Annotated in this window: 24 protein-coding genes; 13 read left to right on the forward strand and 11 right to left on the reverse strand. The window is 68.8% G+C overall.

The features are described 5' to 3' along the window. Nucleotides 1–43: 43 nt before the first annotated feature. The 3 genes from rdgC to HUA76_RS28090 all read left to right on the forward strand — a co-directional run bounded on the left by rdgC (nt 44) and on the right by HUA76_RS28090 (nt 3,785). Nucleotides 44–691 (forward strand): recombination-associated protein RdgC, encoded by a 648-nt coding sequence (rdgC, locus tag HUA76_RS28080; RefSeq protein WP_174462585.1) that lies wholly within the window; start codon nt 44–46, stop codon nt 689–691. Next, nucleotides 678–1,367: a hypothetical protein gene (locus HUA76_RS28085; protein WP_141646853.1), complete on the forward strand. Its 690-nt coding sequence runs from the start codon at nt 678–680 to the stop codon at nt 1,365–1,367. Before rdgC ends, HUA76_RS28085 begins: the two co-directional genes overlap by 14 nt. Before the next feature lie 558 nt (nt 1,368–1,925). Beyond that, complete coding sequence (locus HUA76_RS28090) at nt 1,926–3,785, forward strand: hypothetical protein (RefSeq protein WP_174459219.1); 1,860 nt, start codon at nt 1,926–1,928, stop codon at nt 3,783–3,785. Nucleotides 3,786–3,883: 98 nt separating this feature from the next. Here the strand turns inward: HUA76_RS28090 and HUA76_RS28095 are convergent, their stop codons facing one another. The 3 genes from HUA76_RS28095 to HUA76_RS28105 all read right to left on the reverse strand — a co-directional run bounded on the left by HUA76_RS28095 (nt 3,884) and on the right by HUA76_RS28105 (nt 5,838). Further along, complete coding sequence (locus tag HUA76_RS28095; protein ID WP_174462586.1) at nt 3,884–4,423, reverse strand: GFA family protein; 540 nt, start codon at nt 4,421–4,423, stop codon at nt 3,884–3,886. A 63-nt stretch (nt 4,424–4,486) separates the two neighbouring features. Then, complete coding sequence (locus tag HUA76_RS28100) at nt 4,487–5,353, reverse strand: hypothetical protein (RefSeq protein WP_141646850.1); 867 nt, start codon at nt 5,351–5,353, stop codon at nt 4,487–4,489. 44 nt (nt 5,354–5,397) lie between these two features. Then, nucleotides 5,398–5,838: a hypothetical protein gene (locus HUA76_RS28105; protein ID WP_141646849.1), complete on the reverse strand. Its 441-nt coding sequence runs from the start codon at nt 5,836–5,838 to the stop codon at nt 5,398–5,400. 227 nt (nt 5,839–6,065) lie between these two features. On the opposite strand from HUA76_RS28105, the gene HUA76_RS28110 reads away from it, so the two are divergent. The 3 genes from HUA76_RS28110 (at nt 6,066) to HUA76_RS28125 (ending at nt 9,268) form a co-directional block, all read left to right on the forward strand. Beyond that, a complete protein-coding gene (locus HUA76_RS28110) occupies nt 6,066–7,073 on the forward strand; it encodes a cupin-like domain-containing protein (RefSeq protein ID WP_174462587.1) in 1,008 nt (335 codons plus the stop codon). 243 nt (nt 7,074–7,316) lie between these two features. Continuing rightward, nucleotides 7,317–8,372 carry a cupin-like domain-containing protein gene (locus HUA76_RS28120; protein ID WP_174462589.1) on the forward strand — a complete coding sequence of 352 codons (1,056 nt, stop codon included), beginning with the start codon at nt 7,317–7,319 and terminating at the stop codon, nt 8,370–8,372. Next, the gene (locus HUA76_RS28125; protein ID WP_174462590.1) at nt 8,369–9,268 is read left to right on the forward strand and encodes a hypothetical protein; all 900 of its coding nucleotides are present in this window, start codon (nt 8,369–8,371) and stop codon (nt 9,266–9,268) included. Before HUA76_RS28120 ends, HUA76_RS28125 begins: the two co-directional genes overlap by 4 nt. Here HUA76_RS28125 and HUA76_RS28130 read toward each other — a convergent pair. The 3 genes from HUA76_RS28130 to HUA76_RS28140 all read right to left on the reverse strand — a co-directional run bounded on the left by HUA76_RS28130 (nt 9,237) and on the right by HUA76_RS28140 (nt 13,765). Next, nucleotides 9,237–9,635 carry a hypothetical protein gene (locus tag HUA76_RS28130; protein ID WP_141646845.1) on the reverse strand — a complete coding sequence of 133 codons (399 nt, stop codon included), beginning with the start codon at nt 9,633–9,635 and terminating at the stop codon, nt 9,237–9,239. The two genes, HUA76_RS28125 and HUA76_RS28130, sit on opposite strands and share 32 nt — an antisense overlap. A gap of 8 nt (nt 9,636–9,643) precedes the next feature. Then, nucleotides 9,644–10,915, reverse strand: a complete 1,272-nt coding sequence (locus HUA76_RS28135; protein WP_174462591.1) for a hypothetical protein — start codon at nt 10,913–10,915, stop codon at nt 9,644–9,646. 84 nt (nt 10,916–10,999) lie between these two features. Further along, entirely contained in the window at nt 11,000–13,765 is a 2,766-nt protein-coding gene (locus HUA76_RS28140) for a CHAT domain-containing protein (RefSeq protein WP_174459211.1), read from the reverse strand. A gap of 199 nt (nt 13,766–13,964) precedes the next feature. On the opposite strand from HUA76_RS28140, the gene HUA76_RS28145 reads away from it, so the two are divergent. Further along, nucleotides 13,965–14,915, forward strand: coding sequence for an FAD-dependent oxidoreductase (locus HUA76_RS28145; RefSeq protein WP_174462592.1), 951 nt, complete (start codon nt 13,965–13,967; stop codon nt 14,913–14,915). Between the two features lies 1 nt (nt 14,916). Here HUA76_RS28145 and HUA76_RS28150 read toward each other — a convergent pair whose 3' ends face one another. Further along, nucleotides 14,917–16,659 (reverse strand): amidohydrolase family protein, encoded by a 1,743-nt coding sequence (locus HUA76_RS28150; protein ID WP_174462593.1) that lies wholly within the window; start codon nt 16,657–16,659, stop codon nt 14,917–14,919. Between the two features lie 209 nt (nt 16,660–16,868). On the opposite strand from HUA76_RS28150, the gene HUA76_RS28155 reads away from it, so the two are divergent. Continuing rightward, on the forward strand, nt 16,869–17,201 hold the full coding sequence (locus HUA76_RS28155) for a hypothetical protein (RefSeq protein WP_246137600.1): 333 nt from the start codon (nt 16,869–16,871) through the stop codon (nt 17,199–17,201). 83 nt (nt 17,202–17,284) lie between these two features. Next, nucleotides 17,285–18,025 (forward strand): peptidoglycan-binding protein, encoded by a 741-nt coding sequence (locus HUA76_RS28160; protein WP_174459208.1) that lies wholly within the window; start codon nt 17,285–17,287, stop codon nt 18,023–18,025. A 16-nt stretch (nt 18,026–18,041) separates the two neighbouring features. On the opposite strand, the gene HUA76_RS28165 is transcribed toward HUA76_RS28160, so the two are convergent. After that, nucleotides 18,042–19,316 carry an endonuclease/exonuclease/phosphatase family protein gene (locus HUA76_RS28165; protein WP_174459207.1) on the reverse strand — a complete coding sequence of 425 codons (1,275 nt, stop codon included), beginning with the start codon at nt 19,314–19,316 and terminating at the stop codon, nt 18,042–18,044. Nucleotides 19,317–19,572: 256 nt separating this feature from the next. Here HUA76_RS28165 and HUA76_RS28170 point away from each other — a divergent pair, with 256 nt between their 5' ends. The 4 genes from HUA76_RS28170 (at nt 19,573) to HUA76_RS28185 (ending at nt 22,624) form a co-directional block, all read left to right on the forward strand. Beyond that, entirely contained in the window at nt 19,573–20,385 is an 813-nt protein-coding gene (locus HUA76_RS28170; RefSeq protein WP_174462594.1) for a hypothetical protein, read from the forward strand. Nucleotides 20,386–20,423: 38 nt separating this feature from the next. After that, on the forward strand, nt 20,424–20,636 hold the full coding sequence (locus HUA76_RS28175) for a helix-turn-helix domain-containing protein (protein ID WP_305794251.1): 213 nt from the start codon (nt 20,424–20,426) through the stop codon (nt 20,634–20,636). A 183-nt stretch (nt 20,637–20,819) separates the two neighbouring features. Continuing rightward, nucleotides 20,820–21,641: a serine aminopeptidase domain-containing protein gene (locus HUA76_RS28180; RefSeq protein ID WP_174459205.1), complete on the forward strand. Its 822-nt coding sequence runs from the start codon at nt 20,820–20,822 to the stop codon at nt 21,639–21,641. Continuing rightward, the gene (locus HUA76_RS28185) at nt 21,638–22,624 is read left to right on the forward strand and encodes a hypothetical protein (protein WP_174462595.1); all 987 of its coding nucleotides are present in this window, start codon (nt 21,638–21,640) and stop codon (nt 22,622–22,624) included. The genes HUA76_RS28180 and HUA76_RS28185 overlap by 4 nt, the downstream gene beginning before the upstream one ends. Before the next feature lie 216 nt (nt 22,625–22,840). Here HUA76_RS28185 and HUA76_RS28190 read toward each other — a convergent pair whose 3' ends face one another. The 3 genes from HUA76_RS28190 to HUA76_RS28200 form a co-directional block, all read right to left on the reverse strand. Then, nucleotides 22,841–23,476, reverse strand: coding sequence for a hypothetical protein (locus tag HUA76_RS28190; protein WP_174462596.1), 636 nt, complete (start codon nt 23,474–23,476; stop codon nt 22,841–22,843). A 196-nt stretch (nt 23,477–23,672) separates the two neighbouring features. Beyond that, nucleotides 23,673–24,272, reverse strand: a complete 600-nt coding sequence (locus HUA76_RS28195; RefSeq protein ID WP_174462597.1) for a hypothetical protein — start codon at nt 24,270–24,272, stop codon at nt 23,673–23,675. 91 nt (nt 24,273–24,363) lie between these two features. Beyond that, the gene (locus HUA76_RS28200) at nt 24,364–24,990 is read right to left on the reverse strand and encodes a hypothetical protein (protein ID WP_174462598.1); all 627 of its coding nucleotides are present in this window, start codon (nt 24,988–24,990) and stop codon (nt 24,364–24,366) included. Nucleotides 24,991–24,997: the final 7 nt, after the last annotated feature.

The raw sequence follows: 24,997 nt of genomic DNA on the forward strand, positions 1-24,997 counted from the left end.
TGCCTTGACGTCGTAGCTCGCGCCCCCCATCCTGCCGCGCCCCATGCCTGTCCTTCGTGGTGCCGTCACCTTCTCGCGCTTCCGGGTCGAACCCGCCAAGGAAGCGCCTTCCGACATCAAGCGCTGGCTGACCCGCGGTCTCAAGGCGCACGCGTTCGAGCCCATCGACCGTCGCTCCGAGGATGACCGCGCGGCCGGCTTCGTCGAACTGGAGAACGCGGACGCCGTCGAGTTCTCCGTCGGCCGCGTCTTTTACGGAGAGTACGTCCTCTTCTCCTTCCGCATCGACTCGTTGAAGGTCCCCGCGTCCGCGATGAAGGAGGAGATGGCGAAGTGGTCCGCCAACTTCGAGGCGGAGAATGACCGTCCGCCCAGCCGTGGCGAGAAGACGCAGGCGAAGGCGCAGGTCAAGCAGATGCTCCGCACCCGCGCCACGCCGCGCACCAACGTGCTGGACGTGAGCTGGAACCAGAAGACGCAGCAGCTGCAGATCTGGGCCGCGTCCCGCAAGGTGGTGGAGGAGATCATCATCGCGCTGGAGAACGCGCTGGGCCTGAAGCTCGTGGGGCTGACGCCGGCCGCCATCGCCCAGACGTCGGGAATCGACGAGAACGCGCTCGGGCCCACGGCGGAGCTGATTGGCATGGACCTGCCGGCGACGTCGGCGGAGGTGGCACATGGCGAAGCGTGAGCAGGCGCGGGCGGAAGCCGCCTTCGCGCGAGGAGATGTTGGCGTCGACGGCGCCGCCACCGAGGAGACGAAGGACGTCGCCGAGGTGGAGCGTGGTCAGGCGCGAGAGCAGCTCCTGCGGGGCCGGGCCTACCTGGGCCGCGAGCTGCTGACGTGGATGCTGTGGCGCTCGGAGACGGGGGACGCGCTGGTGGAGCTGGAGGGCACGGGCGTCAACGTGCTCTTCATGGGCCGCATCACCCTGCGCGGCGTGGCGGGCGACGTCACGGAGCTGAGCGCGAAGGGCACGCTGGCGCCGTACTCGGAGCAGGTGAAGCACGCGCTGGACAAGGGCCTGCTGGTGGCCCAGGCGCGCATCCGCTTCACGCATGGCGAGAAGGAGTATGAGGCCACGCTCGACTCGGAGTTCCTCGACGTTCGCGCCGCGAAGCTGCCCGCGCTGATGAGCGAGGAAGAGGATGACCAGCTCAACGAGCGGTTGTTCCTCACCGAGCAACTGTCCGCGATGATCGACGCGCTGGTGGGGGACTTCCTCAAGATTCGCGTGGGGAAGACCTGGAGCAAGCAGGTGGTGCCGGCGATGAAGGAGTGGATGCGCGGCGACGAGCAGGGCGCCAACGCGCTCTCCAAGGCCGCGCGCGCCCGGGGCCGCGACGCCCGCGCAGCCCGGCACTGAGCATTGGGGCCGCTGACAGGGGCGTGTTCCCCTGTCAGTGCCTCGCGAAGCGTGGAACGGAAGCCGCGCGCCCGTTGTCGGCTCTCCACGATTCACGGACTCAACGCCATACGGACAGACGCCCGCTTCAAGCGAGCCGTCAATGATTCCTCCCGGTCGGGAGAGGCATTCCGTCAGGAATGTCAGACATTGACGAAAGAGGCAGCGCGGACCCGTCAGTGCCAGGGGTCCAAAGCCGCACACATGTCAGTCCATGGGCGGAAAGGGAGTGGATACGCGGCCGCGAACAACAGGCTTGGCGAATCCGCGAATCCAGGGTAACTGTTCCAGCCGCAGGGGCCGCAGCCACGGGATGGATCATCGATTCATCCCTTGATGGGACGTATATCCATGCAAGCAGCCCCCTTGTTCCGCTCTCCGGCGGTGAAGCTCCGTACAAGTCCCTGGATTCGTGCCCTGTCCCTGCTCGTGGTCCTGGGTGGGGGGCTGGCGCACGCCGCCAGTTCTCAGGCCGTGTCCCGCTCAAGTCCCTCGAGCCTGGCGTCCCTGCTTCCAACCATGTGCGCCCGCGTCCATGGGACCGCTGGCTTCCAGCGCGCTTTCTGCGCGGCCGGCAATGTCGGCGCCACCTGCGTCGGCGACGTCACCCGGACCTGCACCGATGATGGCAGCACCCTCCATCCGCGCTGGTATCAGGCCGCCATCGACTGGGCGAAGGCCAACGGTCACTCGAGGGTGGTGTTGGATCCAGGCACCATCACCATCTCCGAAGCCACGAAGCTCGCGTGGAGCTGGCCCTGGGGCAATGGCTTTGGCCTCCACGTCCCGACGGGAATCCACCTGGAGGGCACGTCGCTGTCCCCGCCCACCATCATCAACGTCGACCACGACACCACGAAGCTCAACGGGTTGATCATCGTCGCGGGCACGGGCACCGAGGAGGGCCTGCTCAACGACGCCAGCGTCTCCAACCTGACCCTGGTGGGCACCACGAACGTTGGCTACAGCCAGGGACAGGAGTGCCCGGCGCGCGCCCACTCACTCAACTCCATCCTGGAGCTGGATGGCCACGAGCCGCCCTCACCCGACGCCACGGTCTTCAACACGGGGACGATGCCGCGCCGGTGGACCGTCGGAGTCCAGGTCAACCACGCCGAGGCCATGAACGGCCCGGCGGTGAACGTCCACCACCTGCGCATCGTCCACCTCGGGGCGGGTATCGCGTATGGCTGGAACACGGCCCACGTGAAGGAGAACCCCACGTGCGAGACCACGCCCGGAATCAAGATCTCCATCCAGCCCGCCAGCGCGACGTGGAACGGGCCCACCAACCCCGTGACCTATACCTGCCCCAGCGGGTGGGATCTCAAGGCGCTGAGCCGCCGGCCCGGCACCGCCGAGTGCCGCCCCACATCCTGCAACGCGGACGGCAGCATCCCCTCTGGACAGTGCCCGGCGCTGCCCCCGCTTGGCGAGGGTGAGACCGTGCCGAACACGATGTACTGCATGCGAGTCGACCCCACCACGGAGTTCGGAACGCGGCGGTATTGCACGAACCAGCCCTTCGAGTTCCGAGGCAACGCCAATGCCCGCTCCCAGGTCCACCACAACTCCATCTGTGATGTGAATGTGGGCATCAACATCGTGGGCGGTAACGTCGACGTCTCCAAGAACGTCGTCCTGCGGGCGCCCCACAACGTGCCCCTCACCAGCAACTTCGGCCTGAGCACCGACGGGCACATGCCGTACACCAGCTCGACGACCCACACCGAAAACTTCGTCTCGGGTTTCTCGCTGGGCTTCCTCACCGATGGCAGCCAGTACACCGTCGCGCCCCCGTGCGCGTTTCGCCAGTTGACCGGCTTTGATGTCGGGGACTTCGGCGACTACAACCACGTGCTCGAGCTGCAGCAGCACCTGCTCGATGACGCGCAGAAGTACTACGCGTTGACCGAACCGATGCGCGGCTTCATCGACCATGTGTATGTGCGCGACAACCGCTTCTACAAGAACCCGATTGGCCTCACCTTCTACCGGGTCAACTGGGGCTTCGTCGGCTTCAACACCATCGACTCCCAGCTCACCGGCGTGAAGGGGCAGGTCGGCGTCCTCGTCGACAACACGCTCAACAGCTGGGTTTACGGAAACACCATCCGAGACTTCAGCACCAGCCTCGAGTTCCGCGGGTCGCCGGGCCATCAGTCGACGCTGGGCTCCTGCTACAACGGCAACCACGTGGTCTGTGATGCGCCGGGCTGCCCCAACTGGGCCAGCTACCCCAACGTGTTCTCGGGAAGCGATGTCGTGGGTGGCACGGCGTGCAACGTCGCGTACTCGGCGAACTACTGCGCCGACCCGACGTCGCTGCCCTCGCCCTCGTTCCCCGTGGGCGTCACGAGGCAGTGCTACTCATACTGAGGTCACGGTGGAGTCAGGGATGCGCGGCGTGGAATGGACCGCGCATCCCCACCGCGAGCCCGCGGAGCGCTTCACGCACCGTCAGGCCAGGGAGGGTGTCAGAGCTGCAGCTTGCCGTTGACGCAGGTGATCTTCGGGCTGCGGAACCCCATCGCGATCCATGCGCCCAGGAGCTTGGCGAAGAATGAGACCGATTGCCGCTTCCCGTTCGGGATATCGTCGGGAAGCGTCGTGCCGGGCGGAAGGTCCTCGGTCATCGTTCGCAGCTGGAGCGGGGGCAGCGTTCCCGCGGGCCAAAGACAGCCATAGAGGCTGAGCCAGTGGCCGCCCTGGAACTCGAGGAAGACGGGCGTGTTGCAACAGGTGGCGACGACCCGCCGGGTCTTCGCCTCGGGCGTGAGGCGGAACTCCTCGAAGTGGTCGGTGCCCGCGAGGAAGCGGACGCGGTCCTTGCGGTAGAGAACGAAGCGCGTCGCGCCGATTGGTCCCAGGATGCGCGGGGCCGAGGGAAGGGTCTGTATCCGGGCGCCGGCGGCACGGCAGCTATTGCAGCAGCATTCGGTGCTGACGATGGGCGCGCCCTCCACCTCGAGATGGACCTGTCCGCACGCGCAGCCGAGTCGAGTGGTCTGTGTCATGTCCGTGCTTTCTACCTGCTGGAGCCGCCGACGCGCAGGTGATTGTAGGGGCGCGTCGCGGGCTCACGGAGCGGGTGGGGCGAGCGCCCGGAAACCCTCCGCGAGCGCGAGACCGATGTTGCCCATCAAGTCCTGCCGCGCGTTGACCACGTAGAGGTGGGGCGTGAGCGCCCAGACCTCGCGGACGATGCGACGGGGAGGCGGGGCGGGCTGGGTGCTCAGCTCCGCCTGGAGCAGGGGCAGCACCTTGTCGGACAGCCGCAGCGCGGTGTCCATGACGAAGACGGACACGTGCGGACGCAGCGCGCGCACGCGCCGGAAGAAGGCGCCCACCTCGTCCGCTGCCAGGTGCTTGGGCGGCGAGGACTTCATCTCCAGATAGACGAGTCGTCCTTCCGCCGCGCCCACGACGTCCAGGTCTCCGCCGACGTCGGGCGCATGGAACTTCACGCCCGCGGCCACGTCGAAGCCGAAGCGGCCTCGCAGCTCGTGCGCGACGTACCACTCCAGCGTGCCTCCGAAGCTGGCGGTGGGGTGGCGCAGCAGGTAACGCCCGTCGGCCTCGCGCGTGGCCAGGTCCAGTGCCACCAGGTCCTCGGCGAAGGCCGTGGCGCCGGCTTCCTCCAGGTAGCGCGTGGCCTCCATCGGCGTGAAGCTCCCGTGCCGCAGAATGGCGCCGCGCAGGAACAGTCGGAAGGCGTAGTGGCCCAGGCGCTCCACGAGTCGCTCCGCCCGCGCGCCGCTCACGTCGGCGGGGAAGGGCAGGTCCAGTGGTGCGACGGTGGCCTGGAATCCACGGCGCGCCAGCATCGCCAGGGGCTCGTTACCCGGTGGCACCAACAGGCGCGGCGCGGGGGAAGCACCGGCCTCGCCCAGCTCCAGCTCACGCGCCGTGGGGAGGTCTTCCTCGGGGGGCGGCTGCTCCGTCATGGCCGCACCCTAGCCCGCTTCCGGACGAGAGGTGGGGCCGCGGCTCACTGCACGTAGACGGGGCAGTAGCGCAGGAACTCCGTCACCGGAGGCTGGCAGAGCTGGAGGATGCGGGAGTCGGCACCGAAGCTCTTGCCGCGCGCCTGGAGATAGCAGGAGGCCGGGTCATCATCGCTTGTGGCGAACTGGCAGAGCTGGAGGGCCTGCGCCTGCGTCAGCGAGCCCTCGTCCTGGACACGCAGGAAGCATTTCGCGGGAGCGTTGGAGCGCGCGCCGCGACAGAGCTGCGTGGCCGCGTAGTCATCGGTGAGCCCGCCCTGGCTCGCGGCCGTGTAGCAGGAGACCTGAGGAGCGACCGCCTCCCCATCGTCGTCATCATCTTGCGCGAGCCCACTTGCCGGGGCCACGAGCAGGAGCACCACGCCCAACCCTCCCGAGCTGGTGTGCCGCAGAAAGGACCGGAACCTGGGGCTGTCTGATTTCATCGCGGGCCTCGTGCCGAGAATCTAGGGAGCACTCCGCGAGGGATGAGCAGGCGAGGCATGAGGCTGGCCCCCGACGGGGCGAGCGATGGGGCGCCACCCGGGCCCCCGCGCCCCCAGGACTCGGGGAAGAAAGCCCGGGCCCGAGGCGGGGACGCCTGCCTGGTGGGCTTGCCCTGGAGGACCGAGCGCCTTGTACAGTGCCCACCGCGATTGTCAGCGGAGGCGGCATGGCCGACGTGGCATCCAGCCTGGGCTCGGAGTGGCGGGCGTGGCTGGCGGAGAACGTGGTGCGAGGCGTGGCCTCGGAGCGACTCGTCGACACGCTGGTGTCGGCGGGCGTGCCGCTCGCGAGGGCTTGCGCGGAAATCGAAGCCACGCGTGCGCATCCGGCCGTGGCGGCGGGTCTGCGACGCATGGCCCCTCACGAGGACGTGCTCTGCCTGCTCGACACCCGCGTCGCGTTGCACCGTCACTCCGGACGGCACCAACGCCTGGAGCGGCGCACGGACGTGTCGGTGCACGAACTGATGGCGCGCTACTACCTGGCGCACGAACCCGTGCTCCTCGCGGGCTTCATGCGCGACTGGCCCCTGATGGCGAACTGGCGGCCGGAGGCGCTCTCCCGGCGCCATGGCCATGTGGAGGTGGAGGTCATGGCCGGCCGTGAGGCGCGCGCGGACCACGACGTGGAGCCGGATGCCTGTCGCGCGGTGATGCGCCTGGGCGAGTTCCTCCGCAGGCTGGAGGAGGGCGGCCCCAGCAACGACCTCTACCTCACGGCTCGCAACTTCGCCCTGGAGCGAGAGGAGCTGCGCGGGTTGCTCGACGACGTGCGCTATCCGCCGGGCCTGCTGCGCGAGTCAGCGCGGGCCGGTGCGGTGAAGCTCTGGGTGGGGCCCTCGGGCACTCGGACGGAGCTGCACCACGACCTGGGCACCGTCCTCTTCGGCCAGGTCTTCGGCCGCAAGCGCTTCCGCCTCATTCCCTCGTTCCACACGCACCACGTCTACAGCCACCTCGAGGTGTGGAGTCAGGTCGACGCGGACCGCCCCGACCTCACGCGCTTCCCCTCATATCGCGAGGCCGACGTCCTCGAAGTCGTCGTCGAGCCCGGCGACATGCTGCTGATTCCCGCGGGGTGGTGGCACTGGGTACACGCGCTGGACGTCAGCGTGTCCGTCACCTTCCAGGAGTTCGACGTCCCGGACGGCAATACGTGGTGGAAGCTGGGATGAACCGCTTCCGCCGTGCCGCTACTTCTCCAGTGGCGGTGTGGTGGGGGGCTCGGTGGGGCGCGTGCGCTCCTGCGGAGGCGCGGAATGACCTCCCGGATTGGGGACGATTCGCGGCGCCTGGCGCGTGGCCGGGTTGGGCGGCGGGTTCGGGACGATGGTTGGAGCAGGATCCTTTGACGTGGTCATGCGGTCCCCAATGCAACGTGGTTGCCTACCCGGGTGGTATATCGCACCCCGCGAACCATGACTCCTGACGAGCGCGAGAGCCTGCCGCCCCCGGTGCGTTCCTGGCTCGCTGAGAACTTGACCTCGGGCGTGGACCCGTCCCGGCTCGTCCAGGCCCTCCAGGCCCAGGGTCTGTCCGAAGCGCGGGCCCGGGAGGCGGTGGACGTCGTCTCGGCCCACCCCGCGGTGCGTCACGGTCAGCAGGCCGTCTCCCGGCGCCGGGAGCTGGAGTCGCTGCTCGAAGTCCGGGCCGCGCTCCATGCCCAGTGTCACCCGGGCCCGTCGCCCGTGGCCGTGGAACGACTGCGCCACCTGGCCCCCGATGCGTTCTTCGAGCGCTACTACATTCCCAACCGCCCCGTCGTCATCGAGGGACTGCTGGACGACTGGCCGGCGCTGACACGCTGGTCTCCGGAGTGGATGGCCGAGCGCTTCGGCGACGAGGAGGTGGAGGTCATGGCGGGCCGCGACGCGGAGCCGGACCCGGACTTCCATGCGGAGCGCCTGCGCCGGACGCTACCGCTGCGCGAGCTGGTGGCGCGCTTTCGTGACACCCGTGCCTCGGACGATGTGTACCTCGTGGCCCGCAACAGCCTGCTGCTGCGCGCCGCGTTCCGCCCGTTGCTCGACGACCTGCGTCCGCCCCGGGGCTACATCCATCCAGACCTGAGCGCTCCGGACAGCGTGCACCTGTGGTTCGGCCCCGCGGGGACCTTGTCGAAACTGCACCACGACCACCTCAACGTCCTCTTCTGCCAGGTGCTGGGGCGCAAGCGCTTCTGGCTGTCTCCGTCCTGCGAGACGCCTCGGCTCTACAACGACCGGGGCCTCTACAGCGCGGTGGACATCCTGGCGCCGGACGTGAGCCGCTTCCCGGACTTCGCGCGGGCCACACTGCACTCGTGCGTGGTGGGGCCCGGTGACGCGCTCCTGATTCCGGTGGGGTGGTGGCACGCGGTGCAGGCGCTCGACTTGAGCGTGTCGGTGACGTTCGTCAGCTTCGACAGGCCGGAGCGCAACGTGGAGTGGCGCGACTATTGGATTGGCCCCAGGCCAGAGAAGGTCCAGCGATGACGGATGCGGACAAGCACGTTCCCGCGGCGCGCGGGACGAACACGCTGGCGCAGGAGTGGCGGCGCTGGGTGGTGGAGAACCTGCTGCGCGGCGCGGAGGTCGACGACCTGGTGTCCGTGCTGGAGCGCTCGGGAGTTGACTCGGCGCTCGCGCGCGCGGCGGTGCATGCCGAGGCGGAAGACCCCTGCTACCAGGGCGCGGCGCGAGCCGTGGCCATGCAGCGCAAGCTGGAGGGACTGCTCGACCTCTACGGCGACCTCCATCGCCAGTCGCCGGGCCACACTCATGTCCCCCGGCACGACGCCCTGACGCCCGAGGACTTCTTCGAGCGCTACTACTTCCAGAACCTCCCTGTGGTGGCGCGCGCCACGGTGCTCGCGGACGCGGGCTCGAAGGACACGCTGGGGCAGCTGGGCGCACTGGCGCGCGTCGCCGAGGCCACGAGCGTGTCGCCCGGCGCCTTCGTCGTGCCCGCGAGCGCGAACGTGACGTCGAGCCTGCCGGTGCGTGCGCCCCAGGGGCTGGTGCTGGAGAGTGCGCCCGTGGGCCTGTGGTGGGAGGAGCCGGGCGCGGACGTTCCCTTGGCTCCCTCGCGCCGCAACATGCTGCTGGGGCAGGTGCACGGGCGCAGGCTGCTCCAACTGGTGCCCGCGTACGCGCTGCATCGCGTCCTGGGCTCGGCCTCGGTGCCCGAGGGTGTACCGCGAATGGAAGTGGAGCTGTCGCCCGGGGAGCTGCTGCTGTTGCCCGTGGGGTGGTGGTTCGCGCATCGCTCACCGGAGGGCGGCGCCGCCATCGTCTTCGAGTCCTTCGCCGCGCCCGAGCCCAACGTGTCGTGGACGCCCCGGCCGGAGTCCCGCGAGCCTACGCCTCCTCCTCGCTCTCGAGTCGACTGAGGAGCTGTCGGGCGAAATCTCGCAGCGCGGGAGCCGAGGGCTCGCGGTCCAATCGCTCCAGCGAGTCACGGATGGTGGCGAGTCGTCCTGCCTGCGCGAGGATCTTCAGCGCTCGCAACTGCACCAGCTCCTCGGGAGGCATGGAGTGGGGGACGGGAGGTTGTCCTCGCAAGGGGACACGGCCTCGCTGCGCAAGCAGGTCCACCAGCACACCCACGTCCTCATCCTCCAGCGTGCTGACGGCCGAGTCCCTGGTGGCGGCTTCCATCTGCTCCAGGGCGTCCATCAGTTCGCTCCAGGCGAAGCCGCGGTGCGGGGGTTTTCGCTCCGCCACCATCCGCCTGAGCTGTTCGCGTGTCGTCGGCATGACAACTCCTAGCGTGTCCACATGATGTCTATCTCCGGGACTTGCGCCGTCCCGACGGTGATGCCGAGCTCATTGCGCCCCAGGTCCACCTCCCAGAGTCTTCCGTTCGCGCGCAGCGTCCCCATGAGGAAGGGCAGCGTCGGGTGCAGGTATCGACGCCGGAACGACGACTCCTGGCCCAGTCTGACGGGCCGGCCATCGGCCGGGGGCAGCGGCATGTCCAGCTCCACCGCCTCTGTCCGGAAGCAGGCGTCGTAGAGATACAGCCGCCCCGAGTCCTCCAGGAAGTTGAGGCAGTGGCCGTCATCCCAGCCGGCCATGAAGACATACCGGGACGCGACGTGGCCCAGCAGCTCCACCGGCTCGTCCGGCGCGAAGGGATAGCGCGCGCAGTCGAGGAAGCGTCCATACAGACGCGTCATGCGACTGGGCTCGAGCTGGTTGATGCCCGGCGCCACCGCCACCATTGCCTCCCAGCGTGTCTCGTCCGTGCGTGGGTCGTCCTTGGGCACCAGGTGCAGCGTGCGCCCTTCCAGCGTCACGCCCTGACAGTTGGCGAGCTGTTGGAAGAGTTGATACCAGCCGCCACACATGCCGCCGCCGACGGCCAGCATGTGGCGCACCGTCCAGGCGGGCACGCCGTAGCGCAGGCCCGTCTCCGGCAGTCCCCGCAGCAGCGCGTCGCAGATGTCCTTGCGCGACTCCAGCCCCGCACACCAGCGCGAGGACCAGCGCACCAGGGGCACGTAGGCTCCGGACGGGGGCGCGCCCTGCTCGCCGTGGCGCATGGGCGCGCCCGTGGTGAAGAACTCATGTCTGCTGTTGCCGAGGAAGAGCTTGCGCGTACTTCCGTCCGCGTCCGTCCACTCGGCGACCCACTGGAGCTCCAGCGCGTGCGTGCCGATGTGATTGGGCAGCGACCGATTGAAGGACACGGGCTCCGCGAGCGTGCTCCAGCCCGCCGTGCGCTCCAGGCTCACCGGATGTGGCCCGAGCCAGCGGACGGGCGTTTCCAGACCATTCGCAGAGGACAGCGAAGGGCCGAAGGCGCTCAGTTCGAACGAGGCGGGGACGAAGTGGTTCGCCAGCAGCGCGATTCGGACGGAGGGACGTGTCCCTCGGACGTAGGCCACGGGCTCCGCGCGGTGGCCTCGAATCCACTCGGGCTGTTCGCCCAGGCGGGTGTCCGTGACGGGACTCCACAATGCAACCGCGCCGCACTCCGCGTCTCCCCGGTCGAAGTGCAGGCTGTAGATGGCCAGCGGTTCCGCGTCGTGCATGTCCACCCCCCCCTTGTCCGTGCCGGAGGGGCACGGTCACTGCTTCACGCCTTCCGGAGACGCCCCCACGGGCCTCCGGTGGGCCTATTCATACAACAACACGCGCGTCACCCACGGCGCGCCCTTCACGTCGCGCAACCAGCGCAGCCTCTCCGCGCGCAGCGCCACCGCGGGCGTCGCACCCGCGTGGATGCGCTCGCGCACGCCCTGGAAGAACCGGCCCGCTGAGTCCGGAATGTCCACCGTCGCCGCGAACACCGCGCGAGCCCCCGCGCCCACGAATGCCTGGGGCAGCGAGGACGTCTGGTGAAGGAAGGGCGGCAGCCGCGCCGCGCTGCACGCGCCCAGCAGCACCACCGGCGAGCCCTCCAGGCGCACCTGCTTCAACGCCTCCGAGGTGAGCGCATAGCGTCCGTCATACTCGGGAGCCAGGGCGATGACCGGTGCTTCGGACAGGCTGCGGTCCACCACGCCGTGCGCGTGGAACTCGATGTCGGTGGCTCGCGACATCGCCTCCAGCACGCGCGAGGGCGTGGCCTGGGCGCCAGACAGCTCCATCGACTGGCCGATGGGCGCGGGTGTGGACTCCCACGAGGACAGCCGCGCGAGCCCCAGGCCCGAGGGCGTCTCCACGTTGGCCACCACCACATGCAGCGGAGGAGGTGGCTTCCTCTTCGGCTCTGGCGAGGCGTCCATGGCCACGCGGTAGCTCCACGCCATCTCCGGCGGGAGCAGTCCGGAGCGGCTGTCCAGGGGCGGCGCCGCGAGCACCTCCACCCGAGGACACGAGCGCAGCAATGTCAGCAGCTTCTCCGGCACCAGCCCGGAGAGGTCGTCCCCCAGGGGCTCCTTGCGTGAGGCGTCGTGGTGCCCGAGCACCTGTCCCCGGGGACCGAGCGCCACCACCACCGTGCGCTCGGCTTCCGCCGCGGCGATGAGCGCACACTGCTTCGGGCTGGCGACGCCCAGATGGTCGGCCACGACGCCTGGCACCTCGGAGAAGGCGCCGGCCTCTCCGGCGGTGACGGCCATCGTCTGATAGGCCACCGCCACCGTGTCGCGTGCGTCCGCGTCCGTGTTCAGGTACGGCGCGGCCTGTCGGATGACGGCGGCGAGCCGCGCGTTGCCCTGCTTCCGGTCCTTCAGCAGCTCGAAGCGCGCCTGGACCAACTGGGCGAGCATGCGACGGCCGGGAGTCTCCCGCGTGGCGTGGGCTCGCGTCAGCTCCGCGCTGATCTGCTCCGCGTCCTCGGGCCGAGGGTCCAACCGCATGAGGTCGGTGAGTGTCCACGCGCCGATGAGACCCACGGACGGATTGCATTCCTGCGCGCGCGACAAGGCGCGGCGAGCCTCCTTGGGCCGCAGCCGCATCAACTCCAGGGCCGCGATGTTGCGGTGGACGTAGTTCTTCACGTCGCAGGTGTCCGGGGCGCGCGCCAGGTACTCGGACAGGTACGCGCGCGCGGAGGCGACGCGGAACTGGAAGCGCGCGGCCTGGGCGAGTGCGCGCAGGGCCGCCGACTCCAGCTCCCACTCGCCCATCGCCTGGGCTTCGCGCCAGCTCGCGCGGCCCGTGTCCTCGGCCTCCGACAGCCGGTTGGCGGACGTGGCCCGGTGGCTCACCTTGCGCAGCAGGTCCGCGCAGCGCGGGCGAAGCCGCTTCTCCCGGCACAGCGTCAGCGCGGCCTTGAGTCGCTGGTCCGCCTGCCAGGCTTCACCCGCGAGGCCCTCCTGCCGCGCGAGTTCGTCCTGGACCAGCAGGTGGATCCACGGGTCGTTCCACTGGCGCGCCACGCGCTCCAGCTCCTCGGGGGGACTCTGGGCCTCCGGCGTCAGCAGCCTCGCGCCGAGCAGCAGGTCATGTTCGCCCGCACCGCGCAGACGGGTGAGGTAGTCCGGGGACGCGGGTTGGCGCTCTCGCAAGAGGCGGGCGTACTCGGCGGCCAGGGGCGCGCGTCGCGTGAAGTCCCGCGTGGCGATGTTCCGCGTGTGGTCCGCCAGGGCCGTGCCGCCGTGGATGCGGTCCAGCAGCTCCGCCAGCGGGAGCAACGCCTGCACCCGGGCCGACGTGGGCGCGGTGCGCACGACGTCGTAGAAGAGGCCGCGAGAGATGCCGGGATGTCGGCGCGCCTCCTCCAAGGGGATGGGGAGGTTCGCGTCCTGGGCCAGCTGGGTGAGCGCGGTCCTCGTGCCGTTCCAGGACTCGGCCCGCTGGCTCACGGAGGCGCGCAGCCAGGACGCGTGCTCACGGGCCTCCGCGCTCCAGCCGGGCTCGCCCAGGGCGGCCACCTCGTCGAAGACGGACGCCGCGAGCAGGTGCAGCCCCATTTCGCGCAGCACGAGCGCCCGGTTCCACAGGGCCTGCGGATGACGGGGCGAGGTCTCCAGCAGGCCGTCGAGCCAGGTCAGGGCCTCGTCGTTGCGCTTCAGCAGGAAGGCGGCGACGGCCTGGTCGTTGTCGCGATTCAGCGATGGAGGCGCATGCGCCAGGTGCGCGAGGCCCTGCTGGGGATCTCCATGGAGCAGATAGGAGGCGGCGATGCCCGCCCGGTCTCCGCTCTCTTCCAGCCGGGCCAGCTCCCTCAGGGGAACGGCGATGGAGGGGCGCTCCTCGCGAGGCCGGACGTAGGGACGATGGACGTCCGCGGCCGGGACGCTGAGGCGCGGCTCCAGGGGGCGGGTGCGTGTGTCGGTGAGCCAAAGCAGCTCGTCACGACGGCCGGGCAGCGGGCCCGAGCGCGCGATGAGGATGGCCGGGAACACGAGCAGGGGGATGAGATGCCAGGCACGCAGGCGCGGCGCGCGTCGCCCGCGAGTAGACTTCCCTGGTGCATCCAGCTCGGCAGCCATTCGCTGGACCCTCCCCGTCGCTCCGCGTCCCATGGCGCGAAGCCATCACTCAGGCCCCGAGTCTTAAGCCAAGAAGCCTGACTGAGACAAATGGTGTTGGTGAAAGTCACGATGGGTTGGGGATGACGGCCTGAGTCATGACGACCCGGGCAGTGCGTCCGGGCGGCGGGTGGGTGCTCTCCGGCGCTAGGGTTGCGCCATGTTCATCGTCATCCTCGGCGGTGGTGTGTCGGGCCTGTCATGCGCCATCCGGTTGCAGGAGGCCGGGCACACGGTGGAGGTGTGGGCGCGAGAGCTGTCGCCTCACACGACGTCGGATGTCGCCGCGGCCGTCTGGTACCCCTATCGCGCGTGGCCGCAGGAGCGCGTCAGTGCCTGGGCGAAGCGGACGTACACGGTGCTGGCGTCGCTGGCCCAGGAGCGTCCCGAGGCGGGCATCCTGATGGTCCCCGGCGTGGAGGTGTTCCGTCGTCACGTCGAGGACCCGTGGTGGCGCGACAGCGTGCCGGACTTCCGTCGGGCGCGGGCGGACGAGCTGCCTCCGGGACTGTTGGAGGGTTATCACTTCACCGCGCCCGTCATCGAGATGCCGCGCTATCTGCCGTTCCTCATGGCGCGCCTGCGCGAGCTGGGCGGCCACATCATCCAGCGAGAGGTGCGCTCCCTGGACGAGGCATGGGCGAGCGCGTCCCTCGTGGTCAACTGCACGGGCCTGGGGGCTCGGGACGTCGTGGGAGACGAGACGCTCTTCCCCGTGCGCGGTGAGGTGCTCCGGGTGAGTCCTCCCCCCACGGACCGCTTCATCTTCGACGACGAGTGCGAGAGCGGCATGGCCTACGTCATTCCCCGCTCGCGGGACTGCATCCTCGGCGGCACGGCGGAGGAGGGGAACGCGTCGCTCGTCCCCGACGCGCTGAAGGCCCGGGCCATCCTGGAGCGCAACGCGCCGTTGCTTCCCGAGGGCGCGAAGCTGGACGTGGTGGAGCACAAGGTCGGGCTGCGCCCTGGACGCCCCACCGTGCGACTGGAGGTGGAGGTCCTCGGGGAGCGCGTCGTGGTGCATGACTACGGCCACGGGGGCGCGGGCGTCACGCTCTCATGGGGCTGCGCGGAGGAGGTCGTCCAACTCGTCGCGGCCCACTCCCGCTGAGTCAGGCCCCCGCGCGGAGCACGCGTCCGAAGCCGCGCTCCTGGCCCAGGGCCGGGGACACCGTGCCGGCGCTCACCGCCTCGCGTCCGGCGATGAGCACCGCCTTCACCGCGGCATCATTGCGGCGCACCAGCCGCACGAAGCCTCCGAAGTTCTCCATCGGTGCCTCGGCGATTTCATCGAGCTTCTCGTCCAGGCCGTCGGGATTGATGACGACCAGGTCGGCGCGTCGGCCCTCGGCGAGCACGCCCGCGTCCATGCCGAACCAATCGCCAATCTCCCCGGTGAGCCGATGCACCGCGCGCTCCACGGTCATGAAGGGCTCGCCGCGCTTCTGTGCCTCGCGCACCAGCCTCAGGAGCCGCAACGGGAAGTTGTAGTGCGCCATGTTGCGCAGGTGGGCGCCCGCGTCGGAGAAGCCGACGAGGATGTCGGGGTGCTGGCAGATGAACTCCAGCTCCTTGAGCCTGTCATTGGCCATGACGGTGTACCAGCGCAGCGCGTCCCCGTGCGTGGCCACCAGGTCCAGGAACACGTCCACCGCGTCGCGGCCCTGCTCCTGGGCCACCTGCGCGAAGGACTTGTTCACCAGGCTTTTGTCCGGGCACTCGAGGATGCGCGACTGGTTGAAGTCGCGGTGGAAGGCGCGCGGCAGGAAGCGGTTGGTCCACTGGCTCCGGAAGCGGGCGCGGTACTCCGGGTCCTTCAGCAGCCCCGCGCGGGAGGCCGCGTCCTGGAGATGCAGGGCCGCCGCGCCCGCGCCGAACTCCTCGAAGACCACCAGGTCGATGCCGTCCGCCCACAGGTCGAACACCTCCGGCAGCGCCTGCCAGCGGAAGTTCGCGCCGAACAGCGTGTTGGCCGCGCGCGACAGGACGCCGATGAGCCGGTGGATGCCTCGGCTGGCGCGCGGGTCCATCATCGAAATGACTGTCGTCTTCAGCGTCTTGCGCCACAGGCCCATGCTCTCGAGCAGGAACAGCACCACGTTCACCTTGGTGCTGATGTTGGGCACGCCCTGGAACACGCGGCCCCGCGCGCGCAGGAGCTTCGTCAGCCGGCGGTACTCGCTCCAGCGGGCATAGGTGGAGGGCAGGGGCCGGCTGCGGATGTCACGCGAGCCGCCCATCTTGTCCCACTTGAGCGTCATGATGGACATGCCCAGGTAGCCCAGGTCCAAGCCCTCGGTGACCATCGCCTCCATGCGCCGCAGCTCGTCCTCGCTGGGGCGCAGCCCCGGCTCCAGGCTGCGATGCAGGCCCATGGCGTGGGCGCGCAGCGCGGAGTGCCCCAGCATGGACGCGACATTGGGGCCCAGCGGGAGCGTCTCCAGATGTTCCAGGTAGCCGCCCAGCGAGTCCCACGTCTTGCGCTGCTCCAGCAGCGAGCGGACGGTGTCGTAGGGGATGGCCTCCACGCGGCAGAACATGTCCGCCAGGTCCTCGGGCTTGCCCACCGCGAGGCTGAGCGAGCAGCTTCCCACCACCACCGTGGTGACGCCGTGGCGCACCGACTCGGAGAGCGACGGGGCCAGCTCCACCTCCGCGTCGTAGTGGGTGTGCAGGTCGATGAAGCCCGGAGTCACCCAGTGGCCGGCCGCGTCGATGACGCGCGTGTGCGGCGCGCGCTCAATCGGTCCTTCCGTGAGGGCGGCGACCGTGTCTCCTCGGATGCCCACGTTCAGCTTGCGGGGTGGGTTGCCTAGACCATCGAATACGAGTCCGTTCTCGACGATGAGGTCCATGGGCCGAGCCTAGGCCCGCCGTTCTGTCCACTTCCACCCGGAAGCCACCGACAGGAGGGCGGCAAACAGTCGGGCGCGGTGCGTCAGAGTGGATGTACGCCCCTGGAACGAGGAGCGGGGCGCTTGCTCGCAGGCCCGCTCTGGCGTGCTCCCATGCCTACCTTGCCGTCCGGACGACACGAACGCGACCTGCGCGCGGGAGGCGAGAGATGGCACGGACACGGTGGAAGTGGCTCACGCTGGTGGGCTTGGGCGCGTCGCTCGCGGCCTTCACGGGATGCGAGGACGATGAGGTTCGCGACAACTCACGCAATGTCGGCCGCGAGATGGGCAAGGCGGCGAGGGAGGTGCGTGACGGCACGCGCGAGGCGGCGAAGGACATGAAGACCGCCGCGGAGGAGGCCTCGCAGGGTTTCAAGGAAGGCGTTGGCGGCTCGGGTGCGCCGGGCGATGCGGCCACACCCGTGCCGAACCAGTCAGAGGAGGACCGGGAACGTTCGGTGGAAGACCGCGACGTGCCAGGTGAAGCACCTCCGCGTTGAGGTCACATGGGCCCTCCTGGCGCCGTGACTCGGCGCGGTGCCAGGATGACGCTCACGGCCATGCAGCGGCTGGCGGGGGCCCCATGAGCGAGCTGGAGCTGGACAAGGTGTATCGCCGGGGCGAGGAGTCCCCTGGCGTGCGGCGCATCCAGGAGTGGCTGACCCTGAATGGCTTCGCGGTCGCCATCGACGGGGACTTCGGCCCCGCCACGGAAGCGGCGCTCAAGCGGTTTCAGGCCAGGTCGAACGTGCCTGTCTCCGGGGTCGCGGACGCGGTGACCTTCGAGCGGCTGGTGGCGCCGCTGCGCTCGGCGCTCTCCCTGGCTTCTCCGGCGGGCCGCTCCCTGGGCTCGCTGACGGTGGCGTATGCGGCGCAGCACCTGCGCCAGCTTCCGCGCGAGGTGGGTGGGAGGAATCGCGGCCCCTGGGTGCGGATGTATCTGGATGGCAACGAGGGCGCGTCCTGGTGCTGGTCCGCTGGCTTCGCGACCTTCTGTCTGCATCAGGCGGCGAGGACGCTGGGCGTGCCCATGCCCGTGGAGCGGACCTTCTCCAGTGACTTGCTCGCGGCGCAGGGGCGCGCGCGGGAGAGCTTCCTCTCCACGCAGAGCGCGCCGCCGGACCGCACGCGCATCCGTCCGGGCAGCCTCTTCCTGCGGCGCCGCACGCCCGGAGACTGGGCCCACGCGGGCATCGTCACCGAGGTGGACGAGGAGACCTTCCAGACCATCGAGGCCAACACCAACGACGAGGGCGCGCACGAAGGCTACGAGGTCTGTGCACGCACCCGGGGCTTCAAGAACGTGGACTTCGTCCTCGTGTGACGAGCGCTGCCTTGGCTCACGTGGGCTTGCCCGGTGTCGGCTTGCCGTCGCGAGGCTTCGCCGGGCGCGGCGTGTAGTGCGCCAGGACGGGCTGGTGGTCCGACGACTCGGTGCTCCGGTCCACCTCGAAGAGGACAGGCTCCAGCTCCGGGCTGGCGTAGAAGTTGTCGAAGCGCTTGCCTGTGGCGGGCACGATGCCCGACTCGTCCGGCAGCGAGGTGAGGGTGGCGCTGTCGGCGATGTCCTGGAGCCGCAGCCAGTGCTCGCTGCCTCGCGGAACCTTCCCGGAGCGCAGCTCCGAGCACGCCTGCTTCGGCGTCATCATCTCTCCGTCTGGCATGCGGACCCGTGCGACGGCGGCGTGGGCGATGGTCTCCGGCAGGCCCTGCTCCAGCACATGCAGCTCGTGCCGCAGCCGAGGGTCCGCGATGTTGCCCACGCCCGTGTCGCCCACGCTCGTGTGCGGCACGCCGTAGCGCACGGCGTACTCCTCCACCGTGTCCGTGTCGTCGTAGGTGATCAGGTGGGCCATCAACCAGGAGCCGCCGCGCTTGATGGCGGTGTTGGCGTTGAAGTCACCCAGCGCCACGGCGTGAGGGACCTCCCGGTGGCGCAGCAGCGTGTTGAGCTGCCTCAGGTTGTGCGCGTTGATGCCGGAGTCTCCCAGCGTGTGGTGCACGTTGTAGAGGACGACGGGCACACCCTCCACGTCCAGCCGGACGTACAGCGCGCCCCGGTCCTCCGGCAGCTCGCACGGGTCTCCGCCCCGGCGATGGATGGCGGCGGCGCGCTCGGCGTCGGAGAGGGAGTAGGTGAAGTGGGCCGCGTCCACCAGCGGATGCCGCGTGAGGAACGCCTTGCCGTTGATGAGCCTCGCGCCGTTGCCACCGTCATGACCGAAGTACGCCAGGTGGAAGCCGTACCGCGCCGACAGCAGCACGGCGATGGGGACGTTGGCCTCCTGAAGCCCGATGACGTCCGGCATGCGGCCCTCCGCCTCCAGCCCGTCGAAGTACGCCAGCAGGGCTTCGCGGCGCTGTCCTCCGAGCAGGATGTTGAAGCTCATCACGGAGAGCCCGGGGCCCGTGGGCGGCCGGGACTCCGGGTGTCGGACGAGCAGCGTGCGCCCATCGCCGAGCTTGCGCTCCGTTGCCGGCAACTTGAAGGCGTCGAGGCTTGGCAGGGTGAGGGTGGGGTCCCTGCGAGGACGAGGCTCCTCGGCGCTGGTCGCCATGCGGCCAAGAAGGGGCCCCACGCCCGGCAGGTGCTCGAGGACCTCGGGCACCTTCATACGGGCTCCTGGGGCAGGCCCCTCCCACGAGGGGCGCGAAGCAGCGAGTCGTGCTGGCGAGCGACGGTGTCCACCAATCCTCCTGGGTGTCCTCAAGTTCGGTGCGGATCCTCCGACTCGCCAGGGGGCAGGCTTCTTGGAACGCGTGGTTCGGCCATTCTCGCCGGGACGGAAAGCGGGCGGGCGGCGAGGCCATGGCCTCCTCTGCGGCAGACCGAGAGGCAGAGCGGGGGCACCTCGTGGTTGAATGCTGAACATGATGCGGGTGTTGCTGCTGGTGATGTGTGCTGTGGGAGTGACGGCGTGCGCGACCACGACGTCCCGGACCGAATGGGCGCCACCTTCGTGTGAGCCGGGCGCGCTGCTTCCCTGTGCGGAGTGGGGCGCCAAGCTGCTGCGCGAGGGAGACCGTCCCCGAGCCATCGAGGCCTACGGCAAGGCGTGCGAGGAAGGCGACCTGTCGAGCTGCATGACGGAGGGCAAGCTGCGCAAGGAGTCCGGCGACCTGTCCGGCGCGGAGCGTCCGCTCACCAAGGTCTACGAGACGGGCGACGTGGCTGCCGCCCTGGCGCTGGCGGAGGTGCACGAGGCGAAGGGTCAGGCCGTGGACCAGCAGGCCGCGGCCCGGCTGCGCCACCAGGCCCCCGCGATGGACAAGCCCGCGACGGAGGTGCTCTTCGCCATGCGGACGGGCAGCGAGATGGGCACGGGCCTCGAGCTGTCCTTCAACCTCCAGCCGATGGCCTTCATGGATCGCCGGCTGGGCTTCGGCGCGAACATGGTGTTCGGTGGGGAAGACGGGCTGGTGGAGACCAACGGCTTCGCCGCGTATCAGCACTACGTCTCGCCCTATGTGGTCCCCTATGCGCGGGCGATGGTGGGAGGCATGACGTCGGGGCAGGACACCTTGCTGAACCTGGGCGGTGAGACAGGGGTGAAGCTGTGCCTGGAGGACATTGGCCACCTGAACGTGGCCGCTGGTGTCTCACGCGCCAGCGGGGGCTACTTCTCGGTGGGCCTGGGGCTCAATGGCATCATTGTCCTCGCCATCCTGTTGCAATACCGCTAGCGCCCGCGTCAGGTGTCGGGAGTCCGAGCACGTAGGAGATGGCCGCCTTCGCGAGCCGGCTTGGGCTGCCCGTGGAAGAGTCCCTGCTCCGTGAGTTGTCTGGGACCTACCTGCGGCGGCGGATGTCCATCGCGGAGGTCTCCTTTCTCCTGGGCTATGCCGAGCCGGCCGCCTTCCATCGCGCCTTCACGCGCTGGTGGGGCATAAGCCCGGAGCGCTTCCTCCGAGAGCACCTTCCGGCTTCACCGTGATGCCGCCGTGGTCCTCCGCGCGTCTGGGTCTTTGAAGACCGACCATGCGTGCGTTTTGACTGCCGTGACGGTTCGCGGAGGGCGTCCGCGCGGTGGATTGCGGCGGTGACAAGGACTGTTTGACTCGCTTGGCGACGCGTTCCTAGCATCACGCGACATCAAGGCGGGGGACTCACCACTCACATGCCGGCATTGACTGAGTCACCTGGGTATCTCTCCCAGGGCGAGGACTCGCTTTACTACGTTCATCACCGGGCGCTGACGGAGCGTCGGGCGGCGGTGTTGCTGGCGGGGCCGTTGGGGCTGGAGCGGGCGCATGGCTATGTCGTGTGGGTGAGATGGGCGCGCTTCCTCGCGGCTCGGGGCGTGGAGGTGCTGCGTCTGGATTATCGAGGCTCTGGCGAGAGCACGGGGCGCTTCGATGAGATGACTTTCCCGCGCTGGGAAGAAGATTTGCGCACGGGGCTGGAGCACTTGCGGCGCGTGAGTCCCGGTGTGCCGTTGACGGTGCATGGGCTTCGACTCGGTGCGTTGCTCGCGGCGCGAGTGTTCCGGACGGAGCCGGTGGAAGGGCTCTTGATGTGGGAGCCGCCGGAGTCGGGGCGGGCGCATCTGATGGAAGTGCTTCGCCGGAAGGTGGCGGCGGACAACCTGGAGGGGACGGGAGGGGAGGCTCGCTCGCGTGAGGACTACGTGACGGAGCTGGAGGCGGGGCGGCACGTGGAGGTGGAGGGGTTGCCCTGGTCTCGCGGTCTGTGGCGCAGTTCGGACGGCTACGGGCTGGCGGTCCCTGAGAAGGACGAGGCGCGGCCGTGGCGGGTGGTGCACCTGGATGGCCGTCCCGCGGAGCGCTTCCTGGCGCCGGGACGGAGCCGCTCGGTGAGGGCACCTCGGCCCTTCTTCTGGACGACGAGCAACCGGCTCTTGCCGGAGCTGGCGGAACTCTATGAGGACAGTCTGCGGTTCATCGCCGGGACTGGGGCGCGCCACGAGGTGCGGTCATGAGGGAGTTGATCCAGCTCGACGTGAAGGGCCACAGGTTGTGGGGGACGTTTCATCCTCCGGCGACGGGGACTCGACGCTCGGTGGGCGTGCTCTTCCTGAACCCCGGGCATGTGCCGCGCTCCGGGCATGGGGGGCTGTCGGTGCTCGCGGCGGAGAGGCTCGCGGCGCGAGGGTTCCCGTGCTTCCGAGTGGACCTGCCGGGGTTGGGGGACTCGGACGGTCCGTTGCCGGAGATGACGTCGGAGCTGTACCAGCTCGTGTGCAAGGGCGGCTTCGTCGAGGTGGCGAGCGAGGTGCGAGAGGAGCTCCAGCGGCGATATGGGCTGGAGGGGATGTTGATGGGAGGGCTGTGCGGGGCGGCGACGACGGCGCTGTATCTGGCGGACCGTGAGCCGGAGGGGGTGCGCGGCCTGTTCATGTTCGAGCCGGAGTTCTACCTGTCGGAGCAGGAAGCGGCGGCGGTGGGAGGGGAGGGGGCCGAGGTGGAGGTTGAGTCCTCGCGGCTGTCATTGAAGCGGGTGACGTCGAAGCTCTTTTCGTATTGGGGCTGGATGCGGATGCTGACGCGGGAGAACGAGTATGCGCGGCTGTTCAAGTACGTGCCGTTCCCGCGACAGAAGCTGCTCGATTTGTTGATGGACTGGGATTCGCTGCCGGCGGTGGCGAACGTGCCGCTGGTGCGGGCGTGGCAGCGGGTGGTGGAGCGCGGGCAGCCGGTGCTGGTGTTGACGGCGGAGGGCAAGCTGCGGGACGTGTTCTTCGACCGTATCCATCGCTCGGCGCTGGCGGATCTGCCACATCCGAACCTGTCGCGGATTCGCCTCAAGGGCACCAATCACATCTTCACGACGGGTGGTGCGATTGAGTCGTGTGTGGATCACCTGTGTCAGTGGGCCTCGGAACTCTTCCCGGGTTCCAACACCACGCACCTGCCCATCCCGCCCGAAGCTGTGCGTCCGGGTATCGAGCGGGTGGTGGGCTGAGGCGCGCAGCCGTCCAGTCTGCAAGCCGCGCCACACGTGATGGACGCGCTCAACTTGAGCACTGCCTGTCCACAGACGAAATGTTTGTGTGTGTGATTTTGTCGCGCGCGGCGCGAGAGCTCACTCGGAAGGGGCACACTTCGTGGGAGTCCGGTTCACGAGGCGCTCCGCCCCAGGGAGACAGGGGCGGGCGCCGGGACTCCGTGACGGGGCGCCTTACGGCAGGAAGTAGCGGACGCGGAAGCCAAAGACCAGGTTGGACTGGATGGGGTCGCGCGTAGCGAAGCCAATCACATACCGGTTACCAGCCACCACGGTATGGGCGGGTTGGGATGCGGAGAAGATGGGGAAGCTGGAGTAGCCACTGTTGAATGCCACTCCCGAGTTCTGCCAGGTACCACCGAAGCTGCTGAAGTACGACACGGCGAGGGTCGCATCGGCCGTGCTCCAGATGGCGGCTTCGAAGTATCCGACGGTGGAGGAGTCGTAGCCGTAGGCAATGGCTTCCTGGATCTGCGCACCCGACGGAAGATTCAGACCGCACACGTACGTATTGAGCGTGGCATTGGAGTTCACTGCGCACGGGAAGGTATTGTCGCCGTCCGTGCGCAGCGTGCCGCCGCCGCCGCAGGTCATCGGAGCTGGCGGAGGAGCGCTTCCCTGGTGCACGCAGGTGATGGCGGGGATGGAGACGGAGTACGTCCCGGCCAGCAGCTCCTGGTTTCCTGTCCGAGCGGGCGTTGTGGTCTGGGGGGCCTGCGGCTTGCCGCGCTCCTCGGCGGATGCCGTGGACAGCGTGGCGAAGGCGGTGAGCGCGGTCAGTGAACGCAAGGTCGACAGATGACGAGGCATGTTGATGTCCCCTGTTCGGAGCGCGTGGGTGGGGTGTTCGCGCGCCGAGCGTTCAGTAAATAACTTTTGATGTTATTTCCGCAATTACGGCTTTGTCGGATTCTCGCGGGGTTCACGCCAGCCGCCGCATCTTGAGGATGATGCCCTCGGAGTCGGGCGTGGTCCCTGTTCAGGTCCAGGGACCGACGCGGACAGCTCAGACCCGGTGGAAGAGGCTCAGTCCCCAGGCACTGTTCGACGAACCCTCCGCCTCTTCCTTGGTCACCCCCAGCATGCGCGCGAGCTGGGCGAACTCCTTGTCGCCGACAAGCTTGCGGATGGCTTCCGGGTCGCCTTCCAGGAGCTTGTGGTAGTTGCTGAAGCGCCCGACGACTTCGTAGTGCTCGCTGTCGCAAGACCAATCGTGATTGCCAATCAGGCCGAGCTTCGCGGTCGTCTTGCCGTAGACCCGGGAGATGCCCGCTTCGTAGAAGCCGTAGACGACACCGCTGAGCGTGGCGTCCCCGTGAACCTCCAGGTTGCCCTCCAGGTAGAGGTGGTGGGCCTTGAGCTGACCCATGACAGCCAACGTGCCCGTCTCATCCGTCGTGACCTCGCCGCTCACCGTCAGGTCCCCCAGGACCAACAGTCCCCCCTCCGTCACGCTGAGGTCGCCCTCAATCACGAGGTCTCCCTCGTGAACCCAACTGTCATCGCCGAGGACTCCCGCGATGTCCTCATCACCAATCTGCTCGAGATCCTCGTCCTTCACGGGCCGGAGCTTCGGCTTCAGCGACTGCAGTGTCTGCTCGTTCAAGTCACGTCTCCACGTTCAACGATGAATCGGCGCCCAGTCCCTACGCCGCGACCAGCCCCGTCTCCGCCTTGCTCCGAGCCTCGCGCTTTGCTCAGACCCGGAAGAAGAGCTTCATTCCGTAGCCATCGCACTCCGTATCCTCGTCGGACAGACCCAGCATGGGCGCGAGAATGGCGAACTCCTTATCGCCCATGAGCTGGCGGATGGCATCGGGGTCTCCCTCCTCAAGCTCGACGAAGTTCGAGAAGCGGCCAGAGACCTCGTAGTGCTCGTCATCGCACTCCCATTCATGGTCGCCGATGAGACCGAGCTTCGCGGTCGTCCGTCCGTCGACCTGTGAATTGCCTGCTTCGTAGAAGCCGAAGAGGGCGCCTCGGAGCGCAACGTCCTTGTGCACCCGCAGGTCGCCTTCCAGATAGAGGTGGCGGGCATCGAGTCGACCTGTGACGACGAGCTTGCCGCTCTCGTCCGTCCCAACGGCATCGCTGACTCTCAGATTTCCCAGAATCAGCAACGCCCCCCGCTTCACCTCAAGCTCCCCTTCGAGCACCAGGTCTCCCTCGTGGACCCAGGTGTCACCGTCGAGGAACGTCGCGTGCTCCTCGAGCAGGAGGTCCGCGAGGTCCCCGGCCCTCCGAAGCCGAGGCTTCAACGACTCCAACGTATGTGTCGTCACATTGCTCCTGCTCTCGTGTGGTGAACGGCGCCTCGTTCCCACGGGGCGC

Origin of the sequence: Myxococcus sp. CA056 (assembly GCF_013336715.1) — a bacterium.
Classification (GTDB): Bacteria; Myxococcota; Myxococcia; order Myxococcales; family Myxococcaceae; genus Myxococcus; species Myxococcus llanfairpwllgwyngyllgogerychwyrndrobwllllantysiliogogogochensis.

Excerpts from the sequence above, each read along its gene's own strand:
- rdgC (WP_174462585.1), top strand. The coding sequence starts at position 44 with ATGCCTGTCCTTCGTGGTGCCGTCACCTTCTCGCGCTTCCGGGTCGAA.
- HUA76_RS28085 (WP_141646853.1), top strand. The coding sequence starts at position 678 with ATGGCGAAGCGTGAGCAGGCGCGGGCGGAAGCCGCCTTCGCGCGAGGA.
- HUA76_RS28090 (WP_174459219.1), top strand. The coding sequence starts at position 1,926 with ATGTGCGCCCGCGTCCATGGGACCGCTGGCTTCCAGCGCGCTTTCTGC.
- HUA76_RS28095 (WP_174462586.1), bottom strand. The coding sequence starts at position 4,423 with ATGACACAGACCACTCGACTCGGCTGCGCGTGCGGACAGGTCCATCTC.
- HUA76_RS28100 (WP_141646850.1), bottom strand. The coding sequence starts at position 5,353 with ATGACGGAGCAGCCGCCCCCCGAGGAAGACCTCCCCACGGCGCGTGAG.
- HUA76_RS28105 (WP_141646849.1), bottom strand. The coding sequence starts at position 5,838 with ATGAAATCAGACAGCCCCAGGTTCCGGTCCTTTCTGCGGCACACCAGC.
- HUA76_RS28110 (WP_174462587.1), top strand. The coding sequence starts at position 6,066 with ATGGCCGACGTGGCATCCAGCCTGGGCTCGGAGTGGCGGGCGTGGCTG.
- HUA76_RS28120 (WP_174462589.1), top strand. The coding sequence starts at position 7,317 with ATGACTCCTGACGAGCGCGAGAGCCTGCCGCCCCCGGTGCGTTCCTGG.
- HUA76_RS28125 (WP_174462590.1), top strand. The coding sequence starts at position 8,369 with ATGACGGATGCGGACAAGCACGTTCCCGCGGCGCGCGGGACGAACACG.
- HUA76_RS28130 (WP_141646845.1), bottom strand. The coding sequence starts at position 9,635 with ATGCCGACGACACGCGAACAGCTCAGGCGGATGGTGGCGGAGCGAAAA.
- HUA76_RS28135 (WP_174462591.1), bottom strand. The coding sequence starts at position 10,915 with ATGCACGACGCGGAACCGCTGGCCATCTACAGCCTGCACTTCGACCGG.
- HUA76_RS28140 (WP_174459211.1), bottom strand. The coding sequence starts at position 13,765 with ATGGCTGCCGAGCTGGATGCACCAGGGAAGTCTACTCGCGGGCGACGC.
- HUA76_RS28145 (WP_174462592.1), top strand. The coding sequence starts at position 13,965 with ATGTTCATCGTCATCCTCGGCGGTGGTGTGTCGGGCCTGTCATGCGCC.
- HUA76_RS28150 (WP_174462593.1), bottom strand. The coding sequence starts at position 16,659 with ATGGACCTCATCGTCGAGAACGGACTCGTATTCGATGGTCTAGGCAAC.
- HUA76_RS28155 (WP_246137600.1), top strand. The coding sequence starts at position 16,869 with ATGGCACGGACACGGTGGAAGTGGCTCACGCTGGTGGGCTTGGGCGCG.
- HUA76_RS28160 (WP_174459208.1), top strand. The coding sequence starts at position 17,285 with ATGAGCGAGCTGGAGCTGGACAAGGTGTATCGCCGGGGCGAGGAGTCC.
- HUA76_RS28165 (WP_174459207.1), bottom strand. The coding sequence starts at position 19,316 with ATGAAGGTGCCCGAGGTCCTCGAGCACCTGCCGGGCGTGGGGCCCCTT.
- HUA76_RS28170 (WP_174462594.1), top strand. The coding sequence starts at position 19,573 with ATGATGCGGGTGTTGCTGCTGGTGATGTGTGCTGTGGGAGTGACGGCG.
- HUA76_RS28175 (WP_305794251.1), top strand. The coding sequence starts at position 20,424 with ATGGCCGCCTTCGCGAGCCGGCTTGGGCTGCCCGTGGAAGAGTCCCTG.
- HUA76_RS28180 (WP_174459205.1), top strand. The coding sequence starts at position 20,820 with ATGCCGGCATTGACTGAGTCACCTGGGTATCTCTCCCAGGGCGAGGAC.
- HUA76_RS28185 (WP_174462595.1), top strand. The coding sequence starts at position 21,638 with ATGAGGGAGTTGATCCAGCTCGACGTGAAGGGCCACAGGTTGTGGGGG.
- HUA76_RS28190 (WP_174462596.1), bottom strand. The coding sequence starts at position 23,476 with ATGCCTCGTCATCTGTCGACCTTGCGTTCACTGACCGCGCTCACCGCC.